Consider the following 19,349-nt stretch of genomic DNA (forward strand, 5'->3'; position numbering starts at 1 on the left):
TTCGTTTCTTGTTATCCGTAGAGGCAATCCCGCAGGCGCCAAAGCGCCTCGCGGAGTTGATCTTCGGGTGCCACCATCGCCACCCGGATGAACCCCTTGCCGGGGTTAAAGCCATCCACCTCGCGCGCCAGATAGGCGCCGGGCAGCACCCTGAGCCCGGTGTCCTGCCAGAGCTTTTTCGCCGCATCCTCGCCGTCGTCGACCGGCAGCCAGAGGAAAAAGCCCGCCTCGGGCGGCATGTAGCCCTGCACGCCCGCAAAAACCTCGTCCGCGACCAGGTATTTCGCCTGATAAAGCGCGCGGTTTTCGACCACATGCGCCTCGTCCGCCCAGACGGCGGCCGCGGCGGCCTGCAGCGGCCCCGGGATCGGCGCCCCGGAATAGGCGCGCAGCGTCTTCATCCGCGCCACGCTGCCCGGCCCGCCGGCGACGAAACCGGCGCGCAACCCGGGCAGGTTCGACCGTTTCGACAGCGAATTGAACAGCGTCACCCGTTCGGGATCGGCGCCCATGTCCCGCGCCACGGTCAAGGCGCCCGGCGGCGGGGTGTCACGGTAGATTTCCGAATAGCATTCATCGGCGAAGATGCGGAAATCATATTTCTCGGCCAGGGCGATCAGATCGGCCCAATACTCCCGGCTCGCCACCGCGCCCTGCGGGTTCGCGGGCGAGCAGACATAGGCGATGGCGGTGCGGTTAAGCACCTCTTCCGACAGGGCGGAGAAATCGGGCAGATGGCCGGTCGCCGCGGTGGCCGGCAGGAACACCGGCTCGGCCCCCACGGAAATCGCCGCGATCATATAGACCTGATAGAAGGGGTTCGGGATCAGAACCACCGGCTTTTGCCCGTTCTTGGTCTCGGGGCAAAGCGCCATGGCGGCGTTATAAAGCCCCTCGCGGGTGCCGTTCAGCGTCATGACCTGGGTCTCGGGATCGACCGGCACGCCATAGCGGCGCCCCATCCAGTCGGCGATGGCGCCGCGCAACTCGGGCGTGCCTTCGTTCGGCGGATAGTTGTTGAAGCCCGCCGCATTCTCGACAATCACCCTGGTGACCCACTCGGGGAAGGTGTGTTTCGGCTCCCCAATGGTCATGTGCACGACCTCACCGCCGGGCGCATGATCGTCCAGCAGCGCGCGCAGGCGCGGAAACGCATAGGGCGGCAGGTTCGAAAACCGCTCAGGATAGTCCATTATGTCTGCCTCTGGATCGGGATCATTGACGTCCCGTTTGCTGGGGAGGTTACAGAAAGGACAGGCGTGCGTCCAGACTAAGCCGATGAAGCTTTGGGCAAATGTGGCAATCAGGCCAGCGCCGCCTCTGCCGCGGCCGCAAGGCGCAGCAAAGCAGGCTCCGTCCCGGGCGCCGCCATGAGCTGCAGACCGCAACTTGGCGTGCCCGTCGGCAGCGAGACCGAGCAGAGCCCCATCAGGTTACCGACCCGGGTATTGCGAAGCGCCAGCAGGTTTTCAGTGACATAATAGTCCGAATCCTCCTCGAGCCGGTCCAGATCGGGCGGCAGAATCGGCGAGGTCGGGCAGAGCACCGCATCGAAGCTCGCCACCGCCTCGTCCCAGACCAGCCGGATCGCCATCAGCCGCGACCAGGCGGCAACATAATCGGGGGCGGAGAATTTGGCGCCGGCCCGGAACCGCTCGCGGATCTCCGAGAACATCGCCTCCGGATTGGCCTCGATCACATCGCGCCAGAGCCCATAAGCCTCGCCGGTATAAAGCACAGGGGTCAGGGTAAAGGCCTCGGCCAGTTCGGGCACCTCGATCTCGACGATCTCGGCCCCGGCCATGCTGAGCCGGGTCAGCGCCTCGGCAAAGGCGCGTTCGGGCGCCTCCCGCAGATCGTCAAGCGCGACGGTCTTCAACACCGCCAACCGCTTGCCCTCCAGCGTGGCACCGCGCAGATCGGGCGCATGGGCCTTGCCATCGAGCGCCGCGAACAGCAGCGCGGCATCCTCGACACTGCGGGCCAGCGGGCCGACGGTGTCGAATTTCAGGCAGAGCGGCACCACCCCTTCCAGGCTGAGCCGGCCCGAGGTGGTCTTGAGCCCGACCAGATCATTCCAGGCCGAGGGAATGCGCACCGATCCGCCGGTATCCGACCCGATCCCGGCCGCCGCCAGCCCGAAGGCGACCGAAGCCGCGGCACCGGAGGACGACCCCCCGGGCGCGCCGTTGGGATAGTTCACGTTGGGCGAGGTCGCGGTGATCGGGTTCAGCCCGAGGCCGGAAAAGGCGAGTTCGCTCATATGCGTCTTGCCGAGACAAACCAGCCCCATGGCCGAGGCGTTCCTGAGCACCAGGGCGTCATGACGCGGCACCCGCCCCTTCAGCAGGGCCGATCCCGCCTCGGTCGCAGTGCCGGCGCTGTCGAACAGATCCTTCCAACTGATCGGCACCCCGTCGAGCGGCGACAGCCGCTGCCCCGCACGGGCCCGGGCGCGCGCCGCGCCAGCCTCGGCCCGGGCGCGATGCGGCGTCAGACGGGCATAGATCCGCTCCCGCATCGGATGTTCCATGATGGCGTCCAGATAGGTCTCGGCCAGATCGACCGGGTCGATCTCACCCGCGCCGATGCCTCGCCCCAGATCCGCCGCCGTCATCTTCAACCAGTCTTGCATCCCGGTTCCCCTGCTGATTTGCTTTTTCATGACGGTAGCGACAGCACCGCGCATGGACAATCCCGAAGCCAAAGGCATAGTGCCCGCCATGACTGAAGATTCCGATATCCTGATCGTGGGCGGCGGGCTGAACGGCCCGGCGCTGGCCTTGGCACTGGCCCGAGCGGGCCAGCGCGTCACCGTCATCGACGCCCTGCCCGAAAGCGCCCGCAAGGACGCGGGCTTTGACGGGCGCGCCTATGCGCTGGCGCTGGCGTCGAAACGGCTGCTGGACGGCATCGGCGTCTGGTCCCGCGTCGCGGCCGAGGCGCAGCCGATGCTCGACATCAAGGTCACCGATGGCCATGCCGGCGAAGGCCCCTCGCCCTTCTTCCTGCATTTCGACCATACCGAGATCGAGGAAGGCCCGATGGGCTTCATGGTCGAGGACCGGCACCTGCGCCCCGCCTTTCTGCAGGCGATGGACGAAGACCCCGGCATCACCCAGATCGCCGGCACCGTCATCGCCCAGGAGGCCGAACCGGGCCGGATCAGCGTGACGCTGGCCGACGGGCGGGTGCTCTCGGCCAAGCTGCTGGTCGGCTGCGACGGGCGCGCCAGCGGCACCGCGCGCCGCGCCGGCATCAAGCGCACCGGCTGGGATTACGGCCAGACCGGGCTGGTCTGCGCCATCGAACACGAAAAACCGCATCACGGCATCGCGCATCAGTTCTTCATGCCACCCGGCCCGCTGGCGATCCTGCCGCTGACCGGCAACCGCAGTTCCATCGTCTGGAGCGAACGGACCGAGATGGCGGCGGCGATCAACGCCCTGCCCGAAGATGAATATCTGGCCGCGCTGCGGCCGCGCTTTGGCGATTTTCTGGGCGAGATCAAGCTGGCCGGTCGGCGCTGGAGCTATCCGCTGAACCTGACCGTCGCCAACAGCTTCATCGCCGAACGGCTGGCGCTGGTGGGCGATGCGGCGCATGGGATGCACCCGATCGCAGGCCAGGGGCTGAATGCCGGGCTGCGCGACGTCGGCGCATTGGCCGAGGTGGTGGTCGAGGCCGCCCGGCGCGGGCAGGATATCGGCGCCGGCGACGTGATGGAACGCTATCAGCAATGGCGCCGGTTCGACACCGCGACGCTGGCGCTGGCGACCGATGCCTTCAACAAGCTCTTTTCCAACGACAACCCGATCCTGCGGCTGGGCCGCGATCTGGGGCTGGGGCTGGTCAACGCCCTGCCGCCGCTGCGCCGCACCTTCATCCGCGAGGCTGCCGGGCTGACCGGCGATCTGCCCCGCCTGCTGCGCGGTCAGCCGATCTGATCCCCCTGCCCCGGCATGCAAAGGCCCGGCCCCCACGCGGGGGACCGGGTCTGAGTTCGTCCCTGGCTCCCGCCGCTAGTGCAGCAGGAACAGGGTGATCGAGGGGAAGGCCACCAGCAGGATCACCCGCAGGATGTCCGAGGTGACGAAGAACATCACCGCCTTATAGGTGTCGACCATCCGCGTCTTGCGATCCATCGCGTTGATGATGAACAGGTTCATCCCCACCGGCGGGGTGATCAGCCCGACCTCGACCACGATCAGCACCAGAATGCCGAACCAGATGGCGACATGTTCGGTCTCGATCCGGTTGGCCATGGCCTTGGTCACGCGGATATCCAGCGCCTTCATCTGGTCGCGGGTCAGCTCCGCCCCGGTGGCGATGGCGCTCTTGATCGAGTCGAACATATCCGCCGCCATGCCGTCCGGCACGCCGTGCTTGAGCACCTCCATCGCCGCGCTGGCCTGCAGGTCGGCCAGATGCACCAGCCCGAAATCCATTGCGCTGATGACCGGATAAAAGATCGGAATGGTCAGCAGGATCATCGACAGGCTGTCCATCAGGCAGCCGAAGACCAGATAGAAGACCAGGATCAGCGCCAGAACCACCCAGGGGCTGAAGCCCTGGCCGACGACAAAATTCGACAGCTCCTGCGGCACCTGGGTCAGGGCGAGAAAGCCGTTATAGAATCCTGCCCCCAGCACGATGAAGAAGATCATCGCGGTCGAACGGGCGGTGACATAGAAGCTGTCGACCAGAGTGGCGCGGGTGAGCCCGCCGTTCAGGAAGGCGATCAGCCCGGTGCCGGCGGCCCCGACCGCGGCGCCCTCGGTCGGGGTGAACCAACCCAGATAGATGCCGCCGACCACCAGCCCGAAGACCAGCAGCACCGGCCAGACCTTGAACAGCGCGGTCAGCCGATCGGCATAGGGCACCCGCGGCCGCACCCCGGCGGATTTGGGATAGAGCCGGACATAGACGGAAATCGCCAGAACATAGCAGAGCGCCGCCAACAGGCCGGGAATGAAGGCCGCGAGGAACAGCTTGGCGATGTTCTGCTCGGTCAGGATGGCATAGATCACCAGCACCACCGAGGGCGGGATCAGAATGCCCAGCGTGCCGCCGGCCGCCAAAGTGGCGGTGGAAAAGCCCCCCTCATAGCCATAGCGCCTGAGTTCCGGCAGGGCGACCCGGCCCATGGTGGCCGCGGTGGCGAGCGAGGAACCGCAGATCGCCCCAAAGCCGGCGCAGGCGCCGATCGCCGCCATGGCGACACCGCCCTTGCGGTGGCCGAGCCAGCTTTCCGCCGCCTTGAACAGCGCCTGGGACATGCCCCCAAGGGTGGCGAAATGGCCCATCAGCAGGAACATCGGCACGATGGTCAGCGAATAGCTCGAGAAGGTGCCGTAGGTTTCGCTTTTCAGCCGGGCGAAGGCGACGGTGGTGTCACCGGTGACCATCACCAGCCCGCCCAGCCCCACCACGAACATCGCCAACCCGATCGGAACCCGCAGGAAGATCAGGATCATCAGCACCGGAAAGGAGGCGATCCCGACGTCAAGTGCGCTCATTGTTCAGTCTCCATCGGGTGGCCGGTCTCGATCCCGTCCCAGATTTGAATTCGGCCGGTCAGGCATTCGGATATCCGGACGCCGGCCATATAGACCCCCACGACAGCAGCGGCGACCGCGCCCACCAGACTCGCGGCATAGGCCCACCAGAGCGGGAACTGCAGGAGAAAGGAGGTTTCGCCATGCTCTTTCTTCGACATCATCCCGTCGAACAGCTTCCAGGCGATCAGCACCAGGACCGCGGCAAAGAGCATCTCGGTCAGCATCCGCAAAACCCGGTTCACCCGGGCCGAAAACAAGTTCGTCAGCACATCGACCGAGGCATGCCCAGCGGTGATCTGGCACAGCGGCAGAAAGGCGAAGATGGCAAAGGCGACACCGGCCTCGACCAGTTCGAAATCGCCGTTGATCGGGCCGACGCCGTGCTCAATCATCCATCTTGAAAAGCCCGGCGCGATGTCGCGCATCAGGTTGCTGTGAAACGCACCGTTCAGCAGCCGCCCGGCGATCGACAGGCAGGTCAGCACGATCAGCGCGCTCAACACCAGCCCCCCGGCCACGGCCATGAACCGGGACAGTCCCCTCATCAGTTTCTGCATTGGCTCCCACCCTCAAAGACGGGGCCGCGGCGACCCAGCGCCGCCGCGGCCCGGGATCCGATCGCGCAAGCGATCAGTTCTGATACATCGGCGTATATTTCGCGATCAGCGCGCGCGCCTCGTCCAGCAGCGCCTGGCCGTCGATGCCCTTGGACTGCATGTCGGCAAGCCATTGGTCATAGACCGGCTGGGCCGCAACGCGCCATTCCTCGGTCTGTTCCGGGGTCAGGGTGATGATGTTGTTGCCCATATCCACGGCAGCCTGACGGGCGGGACCATCGGCATCGGCCTGCGTGCCACCGGCGAAGATCGAGAATTCCAGCCCGGAATTGTCGTCGATCACCTTTTTCAGGTCATCGGGCAGGCTGTCGTACTTCTGCTTGTTCATCGCCAGAACGAAGGTCACGGTATAAAGAGCCGAGCCTTCGAATTCGGTGTGGTTCTCGACCAGCTCCGGCACCTTGAGCGACGGGGTGACTTCCCACGGGATGGTGGTGCCGTCGATCACACCCTTGCTCAGCGCCTCGGAAATCGCCGGCACCGGCATGCCGACCGGAGTGGCGCCAAGCTGGGTCAAGAGCGCGTTGACCTGACGCGACCCGCCGCGGATCTTCATCCCCTGCATGTCCGAGGGATGTTCAACCGGATCGGCGGTATGGATCAGGCCGGGACCATGCACCCAGGCGCCCAGGATATGGACATCCTTGAATTCGGTGTCCTTCATGTGCTCTTCGAACATCTCGTAATAGGCGCGAGTGGTGGCGCGCGCGTTCGTCATCATGAAGGGCAGTTCAAAGACCTCGGTCGAGGGGAAGCGGCCGGGGGTATAGCCCACCACGGTCCAGACCACATCGGCAACGCCGTCGATCGCCTGATCCATCAGCTCTGTCGGCTTGCCGCCAAGCTGCATCGAAGGATAGCGGTCAACCTTGATCCGGCCACCGGAGTCTTTTTCGACATTGTCGGCCCAGACATCCAGAACCAGCTTTGGCACATTGGCCTGGGCCGGCAGGAATTGATGCAGCTTCAGCGTGACCTCCTGCGCCAGCGCCGACGTCGCCAGCAACCCAGTGGTCAGCGCAGCCAGGGCTGCCCCGCCCACGGCGCGCAGCACAGTTCTCCGATTGGTCATGTGAGTCCTCCCTTTGACCAGTCATGGCAACGAAATTGCCAAATCCACCGTTCGCGACTGCCTGCCAGCGGAGCCCGCCTCGTTCCTCTTCCCTTCAGCAGCGCATACGATTGAGTGACCTGTTTAATGTAACAGGAACACTGTGCAAATCAGGATTTTGGTAACTACCATTCTTTTTTGTTGTAGCTGTGACCCGGCGACGGACAAAAGGAGCCGATGCGACGGCGCGCACCGGCTCCAGGTCGCCAGGTGGCGGGGAATATGTCAGCGCCGGTCGAGCACCTTCCACTGGCCGTTCTCGACGATCGAGATCACCACATCATCGACGCCCTGATGATCCTCGGGGCCATAGGTGATCTTGGTGTCGCTGAGCGGATCATAGTAATCGAGGGTCTCCATCCCCTTGATGAAACTGTCCTGGGTCAGATCCGGGCCGGCGGCCTGAAGCGCGCGCACCAGCGTGTCCGCCGCGGCATAGCCCAGGAGCGCAAAGCCGCCCGGGTCCTGATTGAACTTCGCCTTGTAGTCGGCGATGAACTTGGCCACCTCGGGTTGATCGGCGCGCGCCTTCATGTCGACCCACCCCGACGAGGCATAGAGCCCCTCGGTCACCCCGCCGGGCACGGCGGCCACCGCCGACAGGAAACCGGCCGAGGTATTCATGAAGGTCACGTCGTCCCAGCCCAGCTTCTTGGCGGTACCGACAACGGTGATTGCCTGACGCACCCCCAGCGCCATCACGATCACCTGACAGCCCTCGGCCTTCAGCTTGGTCAGGGAGCCGACAAAATCCAGCTCATCCGGCTTGTGGGTGGTCTCTCCGGCCAGGGTCAGACCCAGCCTGGTGCTGACATCCCGGGCACTGCCCGCGATCTCCTCGCCGAAGTCGGTGGGCAGATACATGGTGCAAATCTTGGTCGCACCCTTTTCCTTGGCCAGATACTCCACCCCGACCTGCACCTGATCCCAGTAGCTGGAAAACCCGGTGAACTTGTTGTGCGTCGGCTCCTGCAGCATCTCGCGGGCGGCGGACAGCGGGCTGATGTTCGGAATTCCCTTGGGATCGAGCAGCTTGAAGCCCGCCAGGTTCATCGGCGTGCCCATCGACAGCAGCATGGCGAAGACCTTGTCACGATTGAGCAGCTTGTTATAGCCCTGCATCGCTCGCGGGATCTGATATCCGTTGTCCTCGACGACAAAACGGATCTTGCGACCATAGACGCCGCCCTCCGCGTTGATCTCGTCAAACCGCAGCTGGGCGCCGTTCACCGCCGGCACGCCGATGGCGGCGAAAACGCCGCTCAGGTCGTTGACAGAGCCGATGACGACCTCGTCATCGCTCACCCCCTGGGTGGCGGCCTGCGCCATGCCGGTCATCCCGGCGGCGACGGCCAATGCGGCAAGGGCCTTGGTCAGTCTCTTCATTATCGTTCCTCCCGTTGCGCCGGCGCGGCTCCTCCTACCGGCCGGCAAGATCAGACTAGCTCAATACATCTCGTCGATCAGCGCCTTGTGTTTCTTCTCCACGAAGCTGCGCTTGAGCTTCATGGTTGCGGTCAACTCCTCATCCTCCGCCGTCAGCAGGATGTTGATCAGGCGGAAATCCTTGATCTGTTCGACCCGGGCGAATTCCCTGTTCACCGCCTCCACCTCGGCGCGAATCAGGTCGACCACCTCTGCCGCGGCGCAGAGCGAGGCGAAGTCGCTGAACGGCACCTTGGCATCCTGGGCGAATTTCTCGACGTTCTCCTGGTCGATCATGATCAGGCAGGTCAGATATTTCCGCCGGTCGCCGATAACCACCGCGTCCGAGACGTAATGGCTGAACTTCAGCCGGCTTTCGATTTCCGACGGCGTGATGTTCTTGCCGCCCGCCGTGATGATGATGTCCTTCAGCCGCCCGGTGATCCGCAGATAGCCGTCCGCGTCCAGGCTGCCGATATCGCCGGTCCTGAGCCAGCCGTCCTCGGTAAAGGTCTCGGCCGTCTTTTCGGTGTTGTGCCAGTACCCCAGGAAATTGCCGAGGCTTAGGGTCTGAATCTCCCCATCCGGGGCGATGCGTACCTTGACCCCCGGCACCGGCCGGCCCACCGTTCCGACGCGATTGGTCTCGGGCGCGTTGATCGTGGCCATGCCGGTGTTTTCGGTCATCCCATAGCCTTCGATCAGCCGCACGCCGATCGACCAGTACCATTTCAGCAGTTCCGGAGAGATCGGCGCCGCCCCGGTGGTGCAGCGGCGCATCTTGTCGAGCCCGAGCATCCGCCGCAGATTCCTGAGCACCAGAAAATCCCAGATCGCATAGCGCGCCGAGACCAGCGCCGGCGCCCGCTTGCCGGCGATCAGATACTCTGCCCGCGCCGCCCCCGCCTTCTGTGCCCGCGCAAAGGCCCATTGACCGATGGCGGTCGACTCCTGCGTCAGCACCCGCACCTTGGAATAGATCTTTTCCCAGACCCGCGGCACGGCGGTGAAATGCGCCGGCGACACCTCTTGCAGGTTGTCGAAGACCGTCTCGACGCTTTCGGCGAAATTGACGGTCGAGCGCGCGGCGAGCGGGAAATAGATCGACACATCGCGTTCGAGGATATGGCAAAGCGGCAGGAAGCAAAGCTGCTCGTCCTCGGGATAGGCCGGCAGCGCATGCATGCCGGAGATCATCGCGGCGACGATATTCTCCTGCGTCAGCATCGCCCCCTTGGGCGCCCCGGTAGTGCCGGAGGTATAGATCAGCAGCGCCACATCCTCGGGCCTGGCCCTGTCGATCTCGGCTTCGAAGACCCCGTGGTTTTCGGCCTCGAAGGCGCGGCCGGTCTCATAAAGCTCGTCGATGAAGACGCATTTGTCATGGCGCAGGTCGTGCAGCCCCTCCTTTTCGAGGATGATGACCTTCAGCACCTGCGGCGCGAGATGTTCGATCTCGAGAAACTTGTCGAGCTGCTCATCATCCTCGACGAACAGGAAGCGGCTGCCGGAATCGCGGAGCAGGTATTCAAGCTGGGCGGCGGAATCGGTGGTATAGACACCGGAGGAAATGCCCCCGACCCCCTGAATCCCCATATCGGCATAGAGCCATTCCTTGCGATCCTCGCTGAGGATCGAGACGACCTCGCCCCGCCGCAGACCCAGCGCACGCAGACCCAAACCGAGCCATTTGGCATGGGTCCAGTAGTCGCGCCAGGAATAGGACTGCCAAATCCCCAGGTCCTTTTCACGATGCGCCACCCGGTCGCCCAGTTCGGCGCAGCGTTTGGCGAATAGCTTCACCATCGTGTCGCAGCCATCCACCAGCGCCGGCCGGGTGCCGGGGCGGGCGTTGACCTGAACGCCACGAATTTCGGTCATATTGGGCGCCTGCGCATTCATCGGCCTACCTCCAGGTCTTCTTGCGTTTCCAGCGGCGTTCGCCGCGCTGCCCTTCCTCCTGATGGCCGAGGTAGAAGGATTTGATATCCTCGCTCTGCATCAGGCGCTCGGCCGTGCCCTCCATCACGATGCGGCCGATCTCCATCACATAGCCGAAATCGGCCAGATCGAGCGCCACTCGGGCATTCTGTTCGACCAGCATCATCGTCACCCCCTCGGCGCGGTTCAGCCGTTTGAGGATCGCGAAAATCTCCTGCACCAACAGCGGCGACAGGCCGAGGCTGGGTTCGTCCAGCAGCATGATCTTGGGGCGCAGCATCAGCCCGCGCCCGATCGCCAGCATCTGTTGCTGGCCGCCGGACAGGGTTCCGGCCTCCTGATCGCGGCGCTCGGCCAGGATCGGGAAATAATCGAAGACCATGTCGCGATCGCGCGCGATCTCGGCGCGATCATGACGGGAATAGGCGCCAAGGCTCAGGTTCTCGTCCACCGTGAGCAGCGGGAAGACCTCGCGCCCCTCGGGGACATGCACGATGCCACGGCGCACGATGGCATGGGGTTCACGGCCCTGAATCTCCTCCCCCTCGAACAGGATCTGGCCCTTCTCCGGGTCCATGATCCCCGAAATCGTCTTCATCAGGGTCGATTTCCCGGCACCGTTGGCCCCCAGAACGGTGACGACCTTGCCCTCTTCGACCTTCAGGCTGACGCCGCGGATCGCCATGATCGGGCCATAGAAGCTTTCGAGGTTCTTGATCTCGAGAATGGTCCGCCCCATTACGCCGCCTCCCCATCCGCGGGGGCGCCGAGATAGGCGGCGATCACCGCCGGATCGCTCTGCACCTCGGCCGGGGTGCCTTCGGCCAGCTTGGCGCCATCGGCCAGCGCCAGCACCCGGTCGGAGACACCCGAGACCAGCCCCATGTCGTGTTCCACCATCAGGACGGTGATCCCCATCTGCTTGCGAATGTCGTCGATCCACCAGCGCATGTCCTGCGTCTCCTCGACCGAGAGGCCCGAGGCGGGTTCGTCCAGCAGCAAGAGCCGGGGGCCGGAGGCCAGCGCCCGGCCCAGCTCCACCACCTTGCGCACGCCATAGGGCAGGCCGGCGATCATCTTGTCGCGATAGGGCTGGAGATCAAGGAAATCGATCACCTCCTCCACCGCCTCGCGATGGCGCCGTTCCTCCCGCCGGACGCGGGGGGTGAACAGCAGCTCCTCGATCATATTGGTGCGGCGGTGCCGGTGCCGGCCGACCAGCAGGTTTTGCAGGACGGTGGCGTGATCGAACAGCTCGATATTCTGGAAGGTCCGGGCGATGCCCAGATCGGCCACCGCATCGGCGCGCCGGTCCAGCAGGTTTTCCCCGGCAAAGGTGATGCGACCCGAATAGGGTTCATAGAACCGCGAGATCAGGTTGAAGACGGTGGATTTCCCCGCGCCATTGGGGCCGACGATGGCGTAAACCTCGCCCTCCTCGACCGAAAAGCTCAGGTCGTTCACGGCAGTCACCCCGCCGAACTTCAACGTGGCGCGGTCGATCTCAAGAAGACTCATCTCAGCCGCTCCGTTTTCAGATAGGATTTCTGCCGGCGGAACATGTCCTTGCGCGCGAAGGGGAAAAGTTCCAGCCAGGTGCGGATCTTCAGCCAGCGGCCATAGATGCCCATCGGCTCGAACAGGATGAAGAGGATCAGGATCGCGCCGAAGACCCCCATTTCCAGCCCCGGGATGGCGATGCCGCCGCCGATCATATCGGTCACCATCGACAGGGCCTGCGGCAGAAAGGCGATGACAATTGCGCCGAAAAAGGCCCCGTGGATCGCCCCCAGGCCGCCGATGACGATCATCATCAGCAGGTTGATCGAAATGGTGATCGAGAATGTCTCGTTATTGAAGGCCCCCGCATAGAAGCCCATCAGCGCCCCGGCCAAGCCGGTGATCGCGCAGGACAGGCCGAAGGCCGCCGCCTTGGTAAAGGCGATATGCACCCCCATCGCCGTCGCCGAGACCTCGGAATCCCGCACCGCGGCAAAGGCCCGGCCCAGCGGCGCGCGCAACAGGTTGCGATAAGCCAGGGTGCACAGGATCGTCACCGCAAGCACCAGCCAATAGAACCGGTCCGGCGTGCTCCAGCGTTCGATCTCCAGCCCGAAGATATTGATCATCGGGGCGAACTTGCCGCTGACCCCGTCGGTCCAGGGGGCGAGGAGCACGATGATGTCATCGGCCAGGATCGACAGGGCAATGGTCGCGATCGCCAGATAGATGCCATGCAGCCGCACCGCCGGAATCGCGAAGAGCGTGCCGAATACCCCAGTGATGACCCCCGCCGCCGGGAAGGCCAGCAGGAAGGGCCAACCGTGTTCCATCAGGATGATGCAGGAATAGCAGCCCACCGCCAGAAAGGCGGCATGACCCAGGCTCGCCTGGCCGGTCTGGCCGGTCAGCAACATCAGGCCAAGCCCGGCGATGGCCCAGATCAGCACATTGGTGACCTCGCCCAGATAGAAATCGCCCAGGACCCAGGGCAGGATCACCGCGACGATCACCAGGGCGGCATAGACCGAAAAGCTCCACCAATCCGGGAACAGCCGGATGTCGTGGTCGTAAGAGGTCTTGAAGTGGATGCGCATGGGTCAGACCTTCTTGACGCGGACCTGGCTGAACAGGCCGTGCGGGCGGAACACCAGGACGAAGAGCAAAAGCGCATAGGGTGCGATCTGCGAATAGCCGGCGGCGAGATAGCGCGAGGCGAAGGGTTCGATCACCCCCACGATCAGCCCGCCCACCAGCGCCCCGGGAAGCGAGCCGAAGCCGCCGATCACCGCCGCGGCAAAGGCCTTGATGCCCAGAAGCCCTGCGTTAGGGTCGATTGCGCCCTTGGAGGCGAAGAGGATGCCCGCCACGGCGGCCACCGCACCGGACAGCCCCCAGATCAGCCCCTGCACCCGTTTCACCGGGATCCCCATGTAATAGGCCGCCATCTGGTTCTGCGACGCCGCCTGCATCGCCAGCCCCAGCTTGGTGCGCTGGAAGAACTGATAGAGGCAGATGGTCAGCAGCACGGTGACCACGATCACCGCGACGTCGGCCATCCCCAGCACCACGCCGCCAAGCCGGATGTCTCCCGTCGCCAGCGGGCTTTGCAGAGTCTGCGGCTCGTGCCCCCAGATCGCCCCGGCGATGAACCGCAGCACGAAGCCCAGCGCGATCGTCAGGATCACCACCGCCGTCTGGCTTTGCCCGAAGATGTGGCGCAGGATCAGCAGGTCGAGCAGATAGCCGATCACCGCCATCACGATGATCGCCAGCGGCGCCGCGATCCAGAACGGCAGGCCGATGTATTCCGCATTGGTCAGGCCCAGCGCGACAAAGGCGCCGAACATCATCAGGTCGCCCTGGGCGAAATTCACCGCCTCGGTCGCCTTGTAGATCAGGACGAAGCCCAGCGCGATCAGACCGTACACGCAGCCATTTGCCAGCCCGCTGACCAGCAGTTGCAAGATGTCCAAATTCCCCTCCCCTTGCGCCATGCGCAGCAGTCCCTGGCGGGGCTCCTCTTCCCCGGGTCGGGCCGCGATTCCGCATGTGACATGCAAACACAAATCCTGCGGATTCCTGACATATCAGCCGGTCCCCCTGCCGTTTGTCAATCACTCCGCGCAATATTATGTCTCTCCGAAAGCTCCTAAAGTCACATTTGATCTTTATCATCGCATCTTGCGAAACGAACCACTTGTGTTCAGCCGCTATTCGACAGGGATGGGACAGATTGTTCCGGCCCCGGACGAAACCGCACCGCCGGGCTGTGCCCGCGCATCGCCCCGGGGGCCGGCATCCAATGTTCCACGTGCAACAGCCGCCAGAGAACAACCACATAAGCGGCGGGCGGAAGGGGTAACCCCCAATATCTAGCTGCCAGTATAATCCGCCTTGGCCGGTCCCATGTATTTCATCACCAGCTCCTCCGGCACTTCGGTGCCATCGGCGAGAAAGGTCAGAATCCCCCGGCGCAGGGACCTGCCCCGCCCCGCGACGATCTCGGCATCCGATTTCGTCACCCGTTGCGACATCCGCCTCCCCCAGCGGGCGAGGTGATCGTAAAGCCGGGCGATCTCGGCCTGATGACCGTCGCCCTTGGCCAGATCGTGGAATTCCTCAGGATCGGTCTCAAGGTCGAACAGCATCGGGCGGAAGCCGCCCTCGGCATGGATCAGCTTGAACCGCCCGTCGAACACCATGAACAGCCGGGCGTCGCGCGGCTCCAGCCCCAGCTTCACCGCCTGCCCGGTGCTGGAATAGTCGTATTCGCTGATCGCCACCTGCCGCCAGTCCGCCGGCAACTCCCCCCGCAGCCAGGGCAGCAGAGAGCGCCCCTCGACGATATGGCCGGGCACCTCGCCGCCGGCGACCTCGATGAAGGTGGCGGTCAGGTCGATCGCCTCGACCAGCGCGTCGCAGGTGGTGCCGCGGGTCGCGTCGGCCTCCGCCCGCGGGTCATAGATGATCAGCGGGATCTTCACCGCCTGATCGTGGAACATGTCTTTTTCGCCCATCCAGTGATCGCCCAGATAATCGCCGTGATCCGAGGTCAGCACGATCATGGTATTGGCCATCTCGCCGGTCTCTTCGAGATAATCGAGGATGCGGCCAAGCTGATCGTCGCATTGCTTGATCAGCCCCATATAGGCCGGGATCACCTTCTGCCGCACCGCGTCGTTCTGGAACGCCTCGGCCACGCGGGTTTCCATATAGGCCGCCAGCACCGGATGGGCGCCGTCCCGCTCCACCTCAGACCGGCAGGCGACGGGCACATGGTCGGGGCCGAACATGTCGTTATAGGGGGCCGGCACGATATAGGGCCAATGCGGCTTGATGTAGCTCAGATGCGCGCACCAGGGCGCCTTGGCCTGTTCCATGAAATCCAGCGCCTCGGACGTCAGCCAGGGGGTTTCGCTGTCCTCCTCGCGAATATTGGCGGGCTTGTCGGCATTCTTCAGGATCCAGCCGCTGGCAATCTGGCCGCCCTCGATCCCGGCATTGGCGAAATCGGCCCAGGGGTTGGCGCCGGGATAGCCTTCGGCCTTGAGATATTCGTTATAGGGCGAGCGCTTCTCGTCATAGAACCCGTCCGGCCCCTCGGCCCAGAGACCATCGTCGCGCACCCAGGCGTCGAAACCGCATTCGGCCTGCCGCACCCCGATCATGCTGTCGGGGCTGAGGCCCAGCCGCGCCATGCCCTCGGCATCGGCCTTCATATGGGTCTTGCCCAACAGCCAGCAGTCCATGCCGATCTTGCGCAGGTGATCGCCCAGCGTCAGCTCTCCCACCCTGAGGGGAAAGCCGTTCCATTGCGCCCCGTGCGAGGAGGTGTAGCGTCCGGTGTAAAAGCTCATCCGCGAGGCGCCACAGATCGGCGATTGCACATAGGCTCTGGTGAACCGCACCCCCATCGCCGCGACCCGGTCGAAATTCGGCGTCTTCAGATGCGGATGACCGGCGCAGCCCAGGTAATCGTGCCTGAGCTGGTCGTACATGATGAAAAGGATGTTCATGGGCGCCTCCCTGCCGTCCTGTCGCGGCCATACTGCGCGCAAGCGGCCCGGAAGGCGAGAGCGCGAAAGCCGGGGCCTCGCTGCCGCGCGCCCCCGGTATCGTCATCCATCAAATGAAAACGGGCGCCCAAGGGGGCGCCCGCTTCTCTGTCTCGACCGGGAAGCGCTCAATGCTTCTTGTCTTCCTCGGTCAGCCTCGCGTCTTCACGCATTTCAAGCCAAATCGCGTTCAGCACTGCGAACATCGCAGCCAGCGGAAGGCCAAGGATCCAGGCGAAATACCACATTCTCGTTTTCCTTCCTCAGTAGCTATGGTCAGAGCCGGTGATCTCGTCTTCGGTCACCTTGCCCCAGAGCACTTTGTAAACCCAGGCGGTGTAAGCCAGGATGATCGGCATGAAGATCACCGCCATCACCAGCATCACGAACAGGGTCTGTTGCGACGACGAGCTGTCCCAGACGGTGAGCGAGCTGTTGGGATCGACCGTCGAGGGCAGGATGAAGGGGAACATCGTCAGACCGACGCTGGAGATGATCCCGGTGATCGCCAGTTTCGACCACAGGAGCGTCGAAACCTCGCGCCCCGCGCGCAGCCCCATCACCGCCAGGGCGATGCCGACAAAGCCCATGATCGGCGCAATGACGATCCAGGGACGTTCGCTATAGGCCACCAGCCAGGAACCGCCATGGGTGACTTCGTTGTGCAGCGGGTTCGACGGGCCATTGGCCGCGACCTCGCCCACCAGATGGAAGCCATCCACCCCATAGGCCAGCCAGACACCGGCCAGCGCATAGGCCACCGCGGCGACGATACCGGCGTAAGAGCCGATGGTGCGGGCGCGCATCTGCACCGGCCCTTCGGTCTTGAGCGTCAGCCAGGCGGCACCGTGCATCAGCAGCATCGACAGCGACACCACCCCGGACAGGATCGCGAAGGGGCGCAGCAAGCCAATGAACTTGGTGAAGAAGTTGCCATCATAGAAGGCCATCAGATCTTCGTTGAAGTGGAAGGGCACGCCCAGAAGCACGTTGCCAACCGCCACGCCGAACAGCAGGGCCGGAACCGCGCCGCCGACGAACAGCGCCCAGTCCCACCCGTTCCGCCAGGCGGCGCTGTCACGTTTCGACCGGTACTTGAAGCCCACCGGCCGCAGGATCAGTGCCGCCAGGACGGTGAACATCGCCAGGTAGAACCCCGAGAAGCTGACCGCATAGAGCGGCGGCCAGGCGGCGAAGATGGCGCCACCGCCCAGGATGAACCACACCTGGTTGCCTTCCCAGACCGGGCCGATGGTGTTGATCGCCACGCGGCGTTCCACATCGGTCTTGCCGACGAAGGGGAGCAACGCACCCACCCCCATGTCGAACCCGTCAGTCAGGGCGAAGCCGATCAGCAGGACGCCCAGCAGCACCCACCAGATCACGCGAAGGATATCGAGATCAATCAGTTCAGAAAGGATCATGGCTGTTACTCCGCAGGCTCGGCCAAGCCGCCGCTATGTTTCAGACGGTCTTCATGGCGTGCCATCCAGATTTCGGTTTCCTCCACGTCTTCATAGGGGCCTTTGCGGATGTATTTGATCATCAGCCCCATCTCGATGATGAAGAGAACGGTATAGAGCGTCACGAAGCCCGCCAGGGTGATCAGCAGATCCGCCACGCTCAGACGCGAGGCCGACAGAACCGTGGGCAGCACGCCGTCCACCGTCCAGGGCTGCCGCCCGAACTCGGCCACGAACCAGCCCAGCTCGGCTGCGATCCAGGGGAAGGGGATGATGATCACGGCCAGACGCAGCGCCCAGCGCGGGAACCGCATGCCGCGCAGGTTTGCCGTCACCGCGAAGTAGATCATCACCGCGATGAAGCCGAAGCCCAGACCCACCATCAGCCGGAATGCCCAGAACAGCGGCCCGACGCCGGGAACGGTGTCATTGGCGGCCATGGCGATCTGTTCTTCCGTCGCGGTGCGCGGATCGTCGACATAGCGTTTCAGCAGGAAGGCAAAGCCCAGGTCGGCCGAATGCTCTTCAAAGGTGGCACGCACTTCGGCCGGGGTGTTGGCCCGCTCTGCGCGGATGGTCATCAGCGCGTCATAGGCGATCAGACCCGAGCGGATCTTGTCCTGTGCCTGGGCGACCAATTCGTTGATGCCGGGGATTTTCTTGGTCAGCGAGCGGGTGCCGATCAGCCCCATGACCCAGGGAACCTCAACCGCATAATGGGTTTCACGCGCTTCGCGGTCGGGAATGCCGATCAGGGTGAAGGGCGCCGGCGCATCATGGGTTTCCCACATCGCCTCGATCGCGGCGAGCTTCATCTTCTGGGTGTGGCTGGCGGAATAACCCGACTCGTCGCCCAGAACCACGACCGAAAGCGAGGCTGCCAGACCGAAGGCCGAGGCAACGGCGATCGACCGGCGGGCCAGCTCGATATGACGTCCCTTCAGCATGTACCAGGCGGCAACCCCCATCACGAAAACCGAGGCGGTCACGTAACCGGCCGAAACCGTGTGCACGAATTTCGCCTGCGCCACTTCGTTGAAGACCACGTCGAAGAAGGAGGTCATCTCCATCCGCATGCTCTCCGGGTTGAACGCGGCGCCGACCGGGTTTTGCATCCAGCCGTTGGCGATCAGAATCCAAAGCGCCGAGAAGTTCGAGCCGATTGCCACCAGCCAGGTGACGATCATATGCGCCACCTTCGACATCTTGTTCCAGCCAAAGAAGAACAGCCCGACGAAGGTCGCTTCGAGGAAGAAGGCCATCAGCCCTTCGACCGCGAGCGGCGCGCCGAAGATGTCACCGACGTAATGGCTGTAGTAGGACCAGTTCATGCCGAACTGGAACTCCATGGTGATCCCGGTGGCGACACCGAGAACGAAGTTGATGCCGAACAGGGTGCCCCAGAACTTGGTCATCTGTCGCCAGATCGGGCGGTTCGTCATCACATAGACCGTCTCCATGATCGCGACGAGGATCGACAGACCCAACGTCAGCGGCACAAAGAGGAAGTGGTACATAGCCGTCATCGCGAATTGCAGACGAGACAGCTCGACGACATCAATATGCATGATGTGCATCTCCTCGGGTTTGGTTCTGCAGGTCCATTGGACACAAACCTGCCTTGAAAATGCATGATTTTCTACTGTTACCAGCTACACCCATGAGGCGGGAAG

16 protein-coding genes are annotated in these 19,349 nt (G+C 63.9%); 1 reads left to right on the top strand and 15 read right to left on the bottom strand.

Annotation, left to right across the window (positions count from 1 at the left end; translation table 11 throughout):
- Positions 1-11 precede the first annotated feature (11 nt).
- Positions 12-1,193, bottom strand: a complete 1,182-nt coding sequence (locus ACN0V4_RS15675; protein ID WP_417677764.1) for an aminotransferase class I/II-fold pyridoxal phosphate-dependent enzyme — start codon at positions 1,191-1,193, stop codon at positions 12-14.
- A gap of 110 nt (positions 1,194-1,303) precedes the next feature.
- Positions 1,304-2,635: an amidase gene (locus tag ACN0V4_RS15680; protein ID WP_417677766.1), complete on the bottom strand. Its 1,332-nt coding sequence runs from the start codon at positions 2,633-2,635 to the stop codon at positions 1,304-1,306.
- Between the two features lie 88 nt (positions 2,636-2,723).
- On the opposite strand from ACN0V4_RS15680, the gene ACN0V4_RS15685 reads away from it, so the two are divergent.
- Entirely contained in the window at positions 2,724-3,947 is a 1,224-nt protein-coding gene (locus ACN0V4_RS15685; RefSeq protein WP_417677768.1) for an FAD-dependent monooxygenase, read from the top strand.
- A 75-nt stretch (positions 3,948-4,022) separates the two neighbouring features.
- On the opposite strand, the gene ACN0V4_RS15690 is transcribed toward ACN0V4_RS15685, so the two are convergent.
- The 13 genes from ACN0V4_RS15690 to ACN0V4_RS15750 form a co-directional block, all read right to left on the bottom strand.
- Complete coding sequence (locus tag ACN0V4_RS15690) at positions 4,023-5,519, bottom strand: TRAP transporter large permease (RefSeq protein WP_417677770.1); 1,497 nt, start codon at positions 5,517-5,519, stop codon at positions 4,023-4,025.
- Positions 5,516-6,118 (bottom strand): TRAP transporter small permease, encoded by a 603-nt coding sequence (locus tag ACN0V4_RS15695; protein WP_417677772.1) that lies wholly within the window; start codon positions 6,116-6,118, stop codon positions 5,516-5,518. Before ACN0V4_RS15695 ends, ACN0V4_RS15690 begins: the two co-directional genes overlap by 4 nt.
- A gap of 73 nt (positions 6,119-6,191) precedes the next feature.
- Positions 6,192-7,250, bottom strand: coding sequence for a TRAP transporter substrate-binding protein (locus ACN0V4_RS15700; protein WP_417677774.1), 1,059 nt, complete (start codon positions 7,248-7,250; stop codon positions 6,192-6,194).
- A gap of 264 nt (positions 7,251-7,514) precedes the next feature.
- Positions 7,515-8,675: an ABC transporter substrate-binding protein gene (locus ACN0V4_RS15705; protein WP_417677776.1), complete on the bottom strand. Its 1,161-nt coding sequence runs from the start codon at positions 8,673-8,675 to the stop codon at positions 7,515-7,517.
- 60 nt (positions 8,676-8,735) lie between these two features.
- Positions 8,736-10,595 (bottom strand): AMP-dependent synthetase/ligase, encoded by a 1,860-nt coding sequence (locus ACN0V4_RS15710; protein ID WP_417677778.1) that lies wholly within the window; start codon positions 10,593-10,595, stop codon positions 8,736-8,738.
- Positions 10,596-10,620: 25 nt separating this feature from the next.
- Positions 10,621-11,394 (bottom strand): ABC transporter ATP-binding protein, encoded by a 774-nt coding sequence (locus ACN0V4_RS15715; RefSeq protein WP_417677780.1) that lies wholly within the window; start codon positions 11,392-11,394, stop codon positions 10,621-10,623.
- Positions 11,394-12,173 carry an ABC transporter ATP-binding protein gene (locus tag ACN0V4_RS15720; RefSeq protein ID WP_417677782.1) on the bottom strand — a complete coding sequence of 260 codons (780 nt, stop codon included), beginning with the start codon at positions 12,171-12,173 and terminating at the stop codon, positions 11,394-11,396. Before ACN0V4_RS15720 ends, ACN0V4_RS15715 begins: the two co-directional genes overlap by 1 nt.
- Entirely contained in the window at positions 12,170-13,252 is a 1,083-nt protein-coding gene (locus tag ACN0V4_RS15725) for a branched-chain amino acid ABC transporter permease (RefSeq protein WP_417677784.1), read from the bottom strand. Before ACN0V4_RS15725 ends, ACN0V4_RS15720 begins: the two co-directional genes overlap by 4 nt.
- A gap of 3 nt (positions 13,253-13,255) precedes the next feature.
- Positions 13,256-14,131: a branched-chain amino acid ABC transporter permease gene (locus ACN0V4_RS15730; RefSeq protein WP_417677786.1), complete on the bottom strand. Its 876-nt coding sequence runs from the start codon at positions 14,129-14,131 to the stop codon at positions 13,256-13,258.
- A gap of 399 nt (positions 14,132-14,530) precedes the next feature.
- Positions 14,531-16,174 (bottom strand): sulfatase-like hydrolase/transferase, encoded by a 1,644-nt coding sequence (locus ACN0V4_RS15735; RefSeq protein ID WP_417677788.1) that lies wholly within the window; start codon positions 16,172-16,174, stop codon positions 14,531-14,533.
- 167 nt (positions 16,175-16,341) lie between these two features.
- Positions 16,342-16,461 (bottom strand): cytochrome bd-I oxidase subunit CydX, encoded by a 120-nt coding sequence (gene cydX / locus ACN0V4_RS15740; protein WP_417677790.1) that lies wholly within the window; start codon positions 16,459-16,461, stop codon positions 16,342-16,344.
- Between the two features lie 15 nt (positions 16,462-16,476).
- Positions 16,477-17,637 (bottom strand): cytochrome d ubiquinol oxidase subunit II, encoded by a 1,161-nt coding sequence (gene cydB / locus ACN0V4_RS15745; protein WP_417677792.1) that lies wholly within the window; start codon positions 17,635-17,637, stop codon positions 16,477-16,479.
- A gap of 5 nt (positions 17,638-17,642) precedes the next feature.
- Positions 17,643-19,244 carry a cytochrome ubiquinol oxidase subunit I gene (locus tag ACN0V4_RS15750; RefSeq protein ID WP_417677794.1) on the bottom strand — a complete coding sequence of 534 codons (1,602 nt, stop codon included), beginning with the start codon at positions 19,242-19,244 and terminating at the stop codon, positions 17,643-17,645.
- Between the last annotated feature and the right edge of the window lie 105 nt (positions 19,245-19,349).

This window comes from Pseudodonghicola sp. (genome assembly GCF_048268305.1).
Lineage (GTDB): Bacteria > Pseudomonadota > Alphaproteobacteria > Rhodobacterales > Rhodobacteraceae > Pseudodonghicola.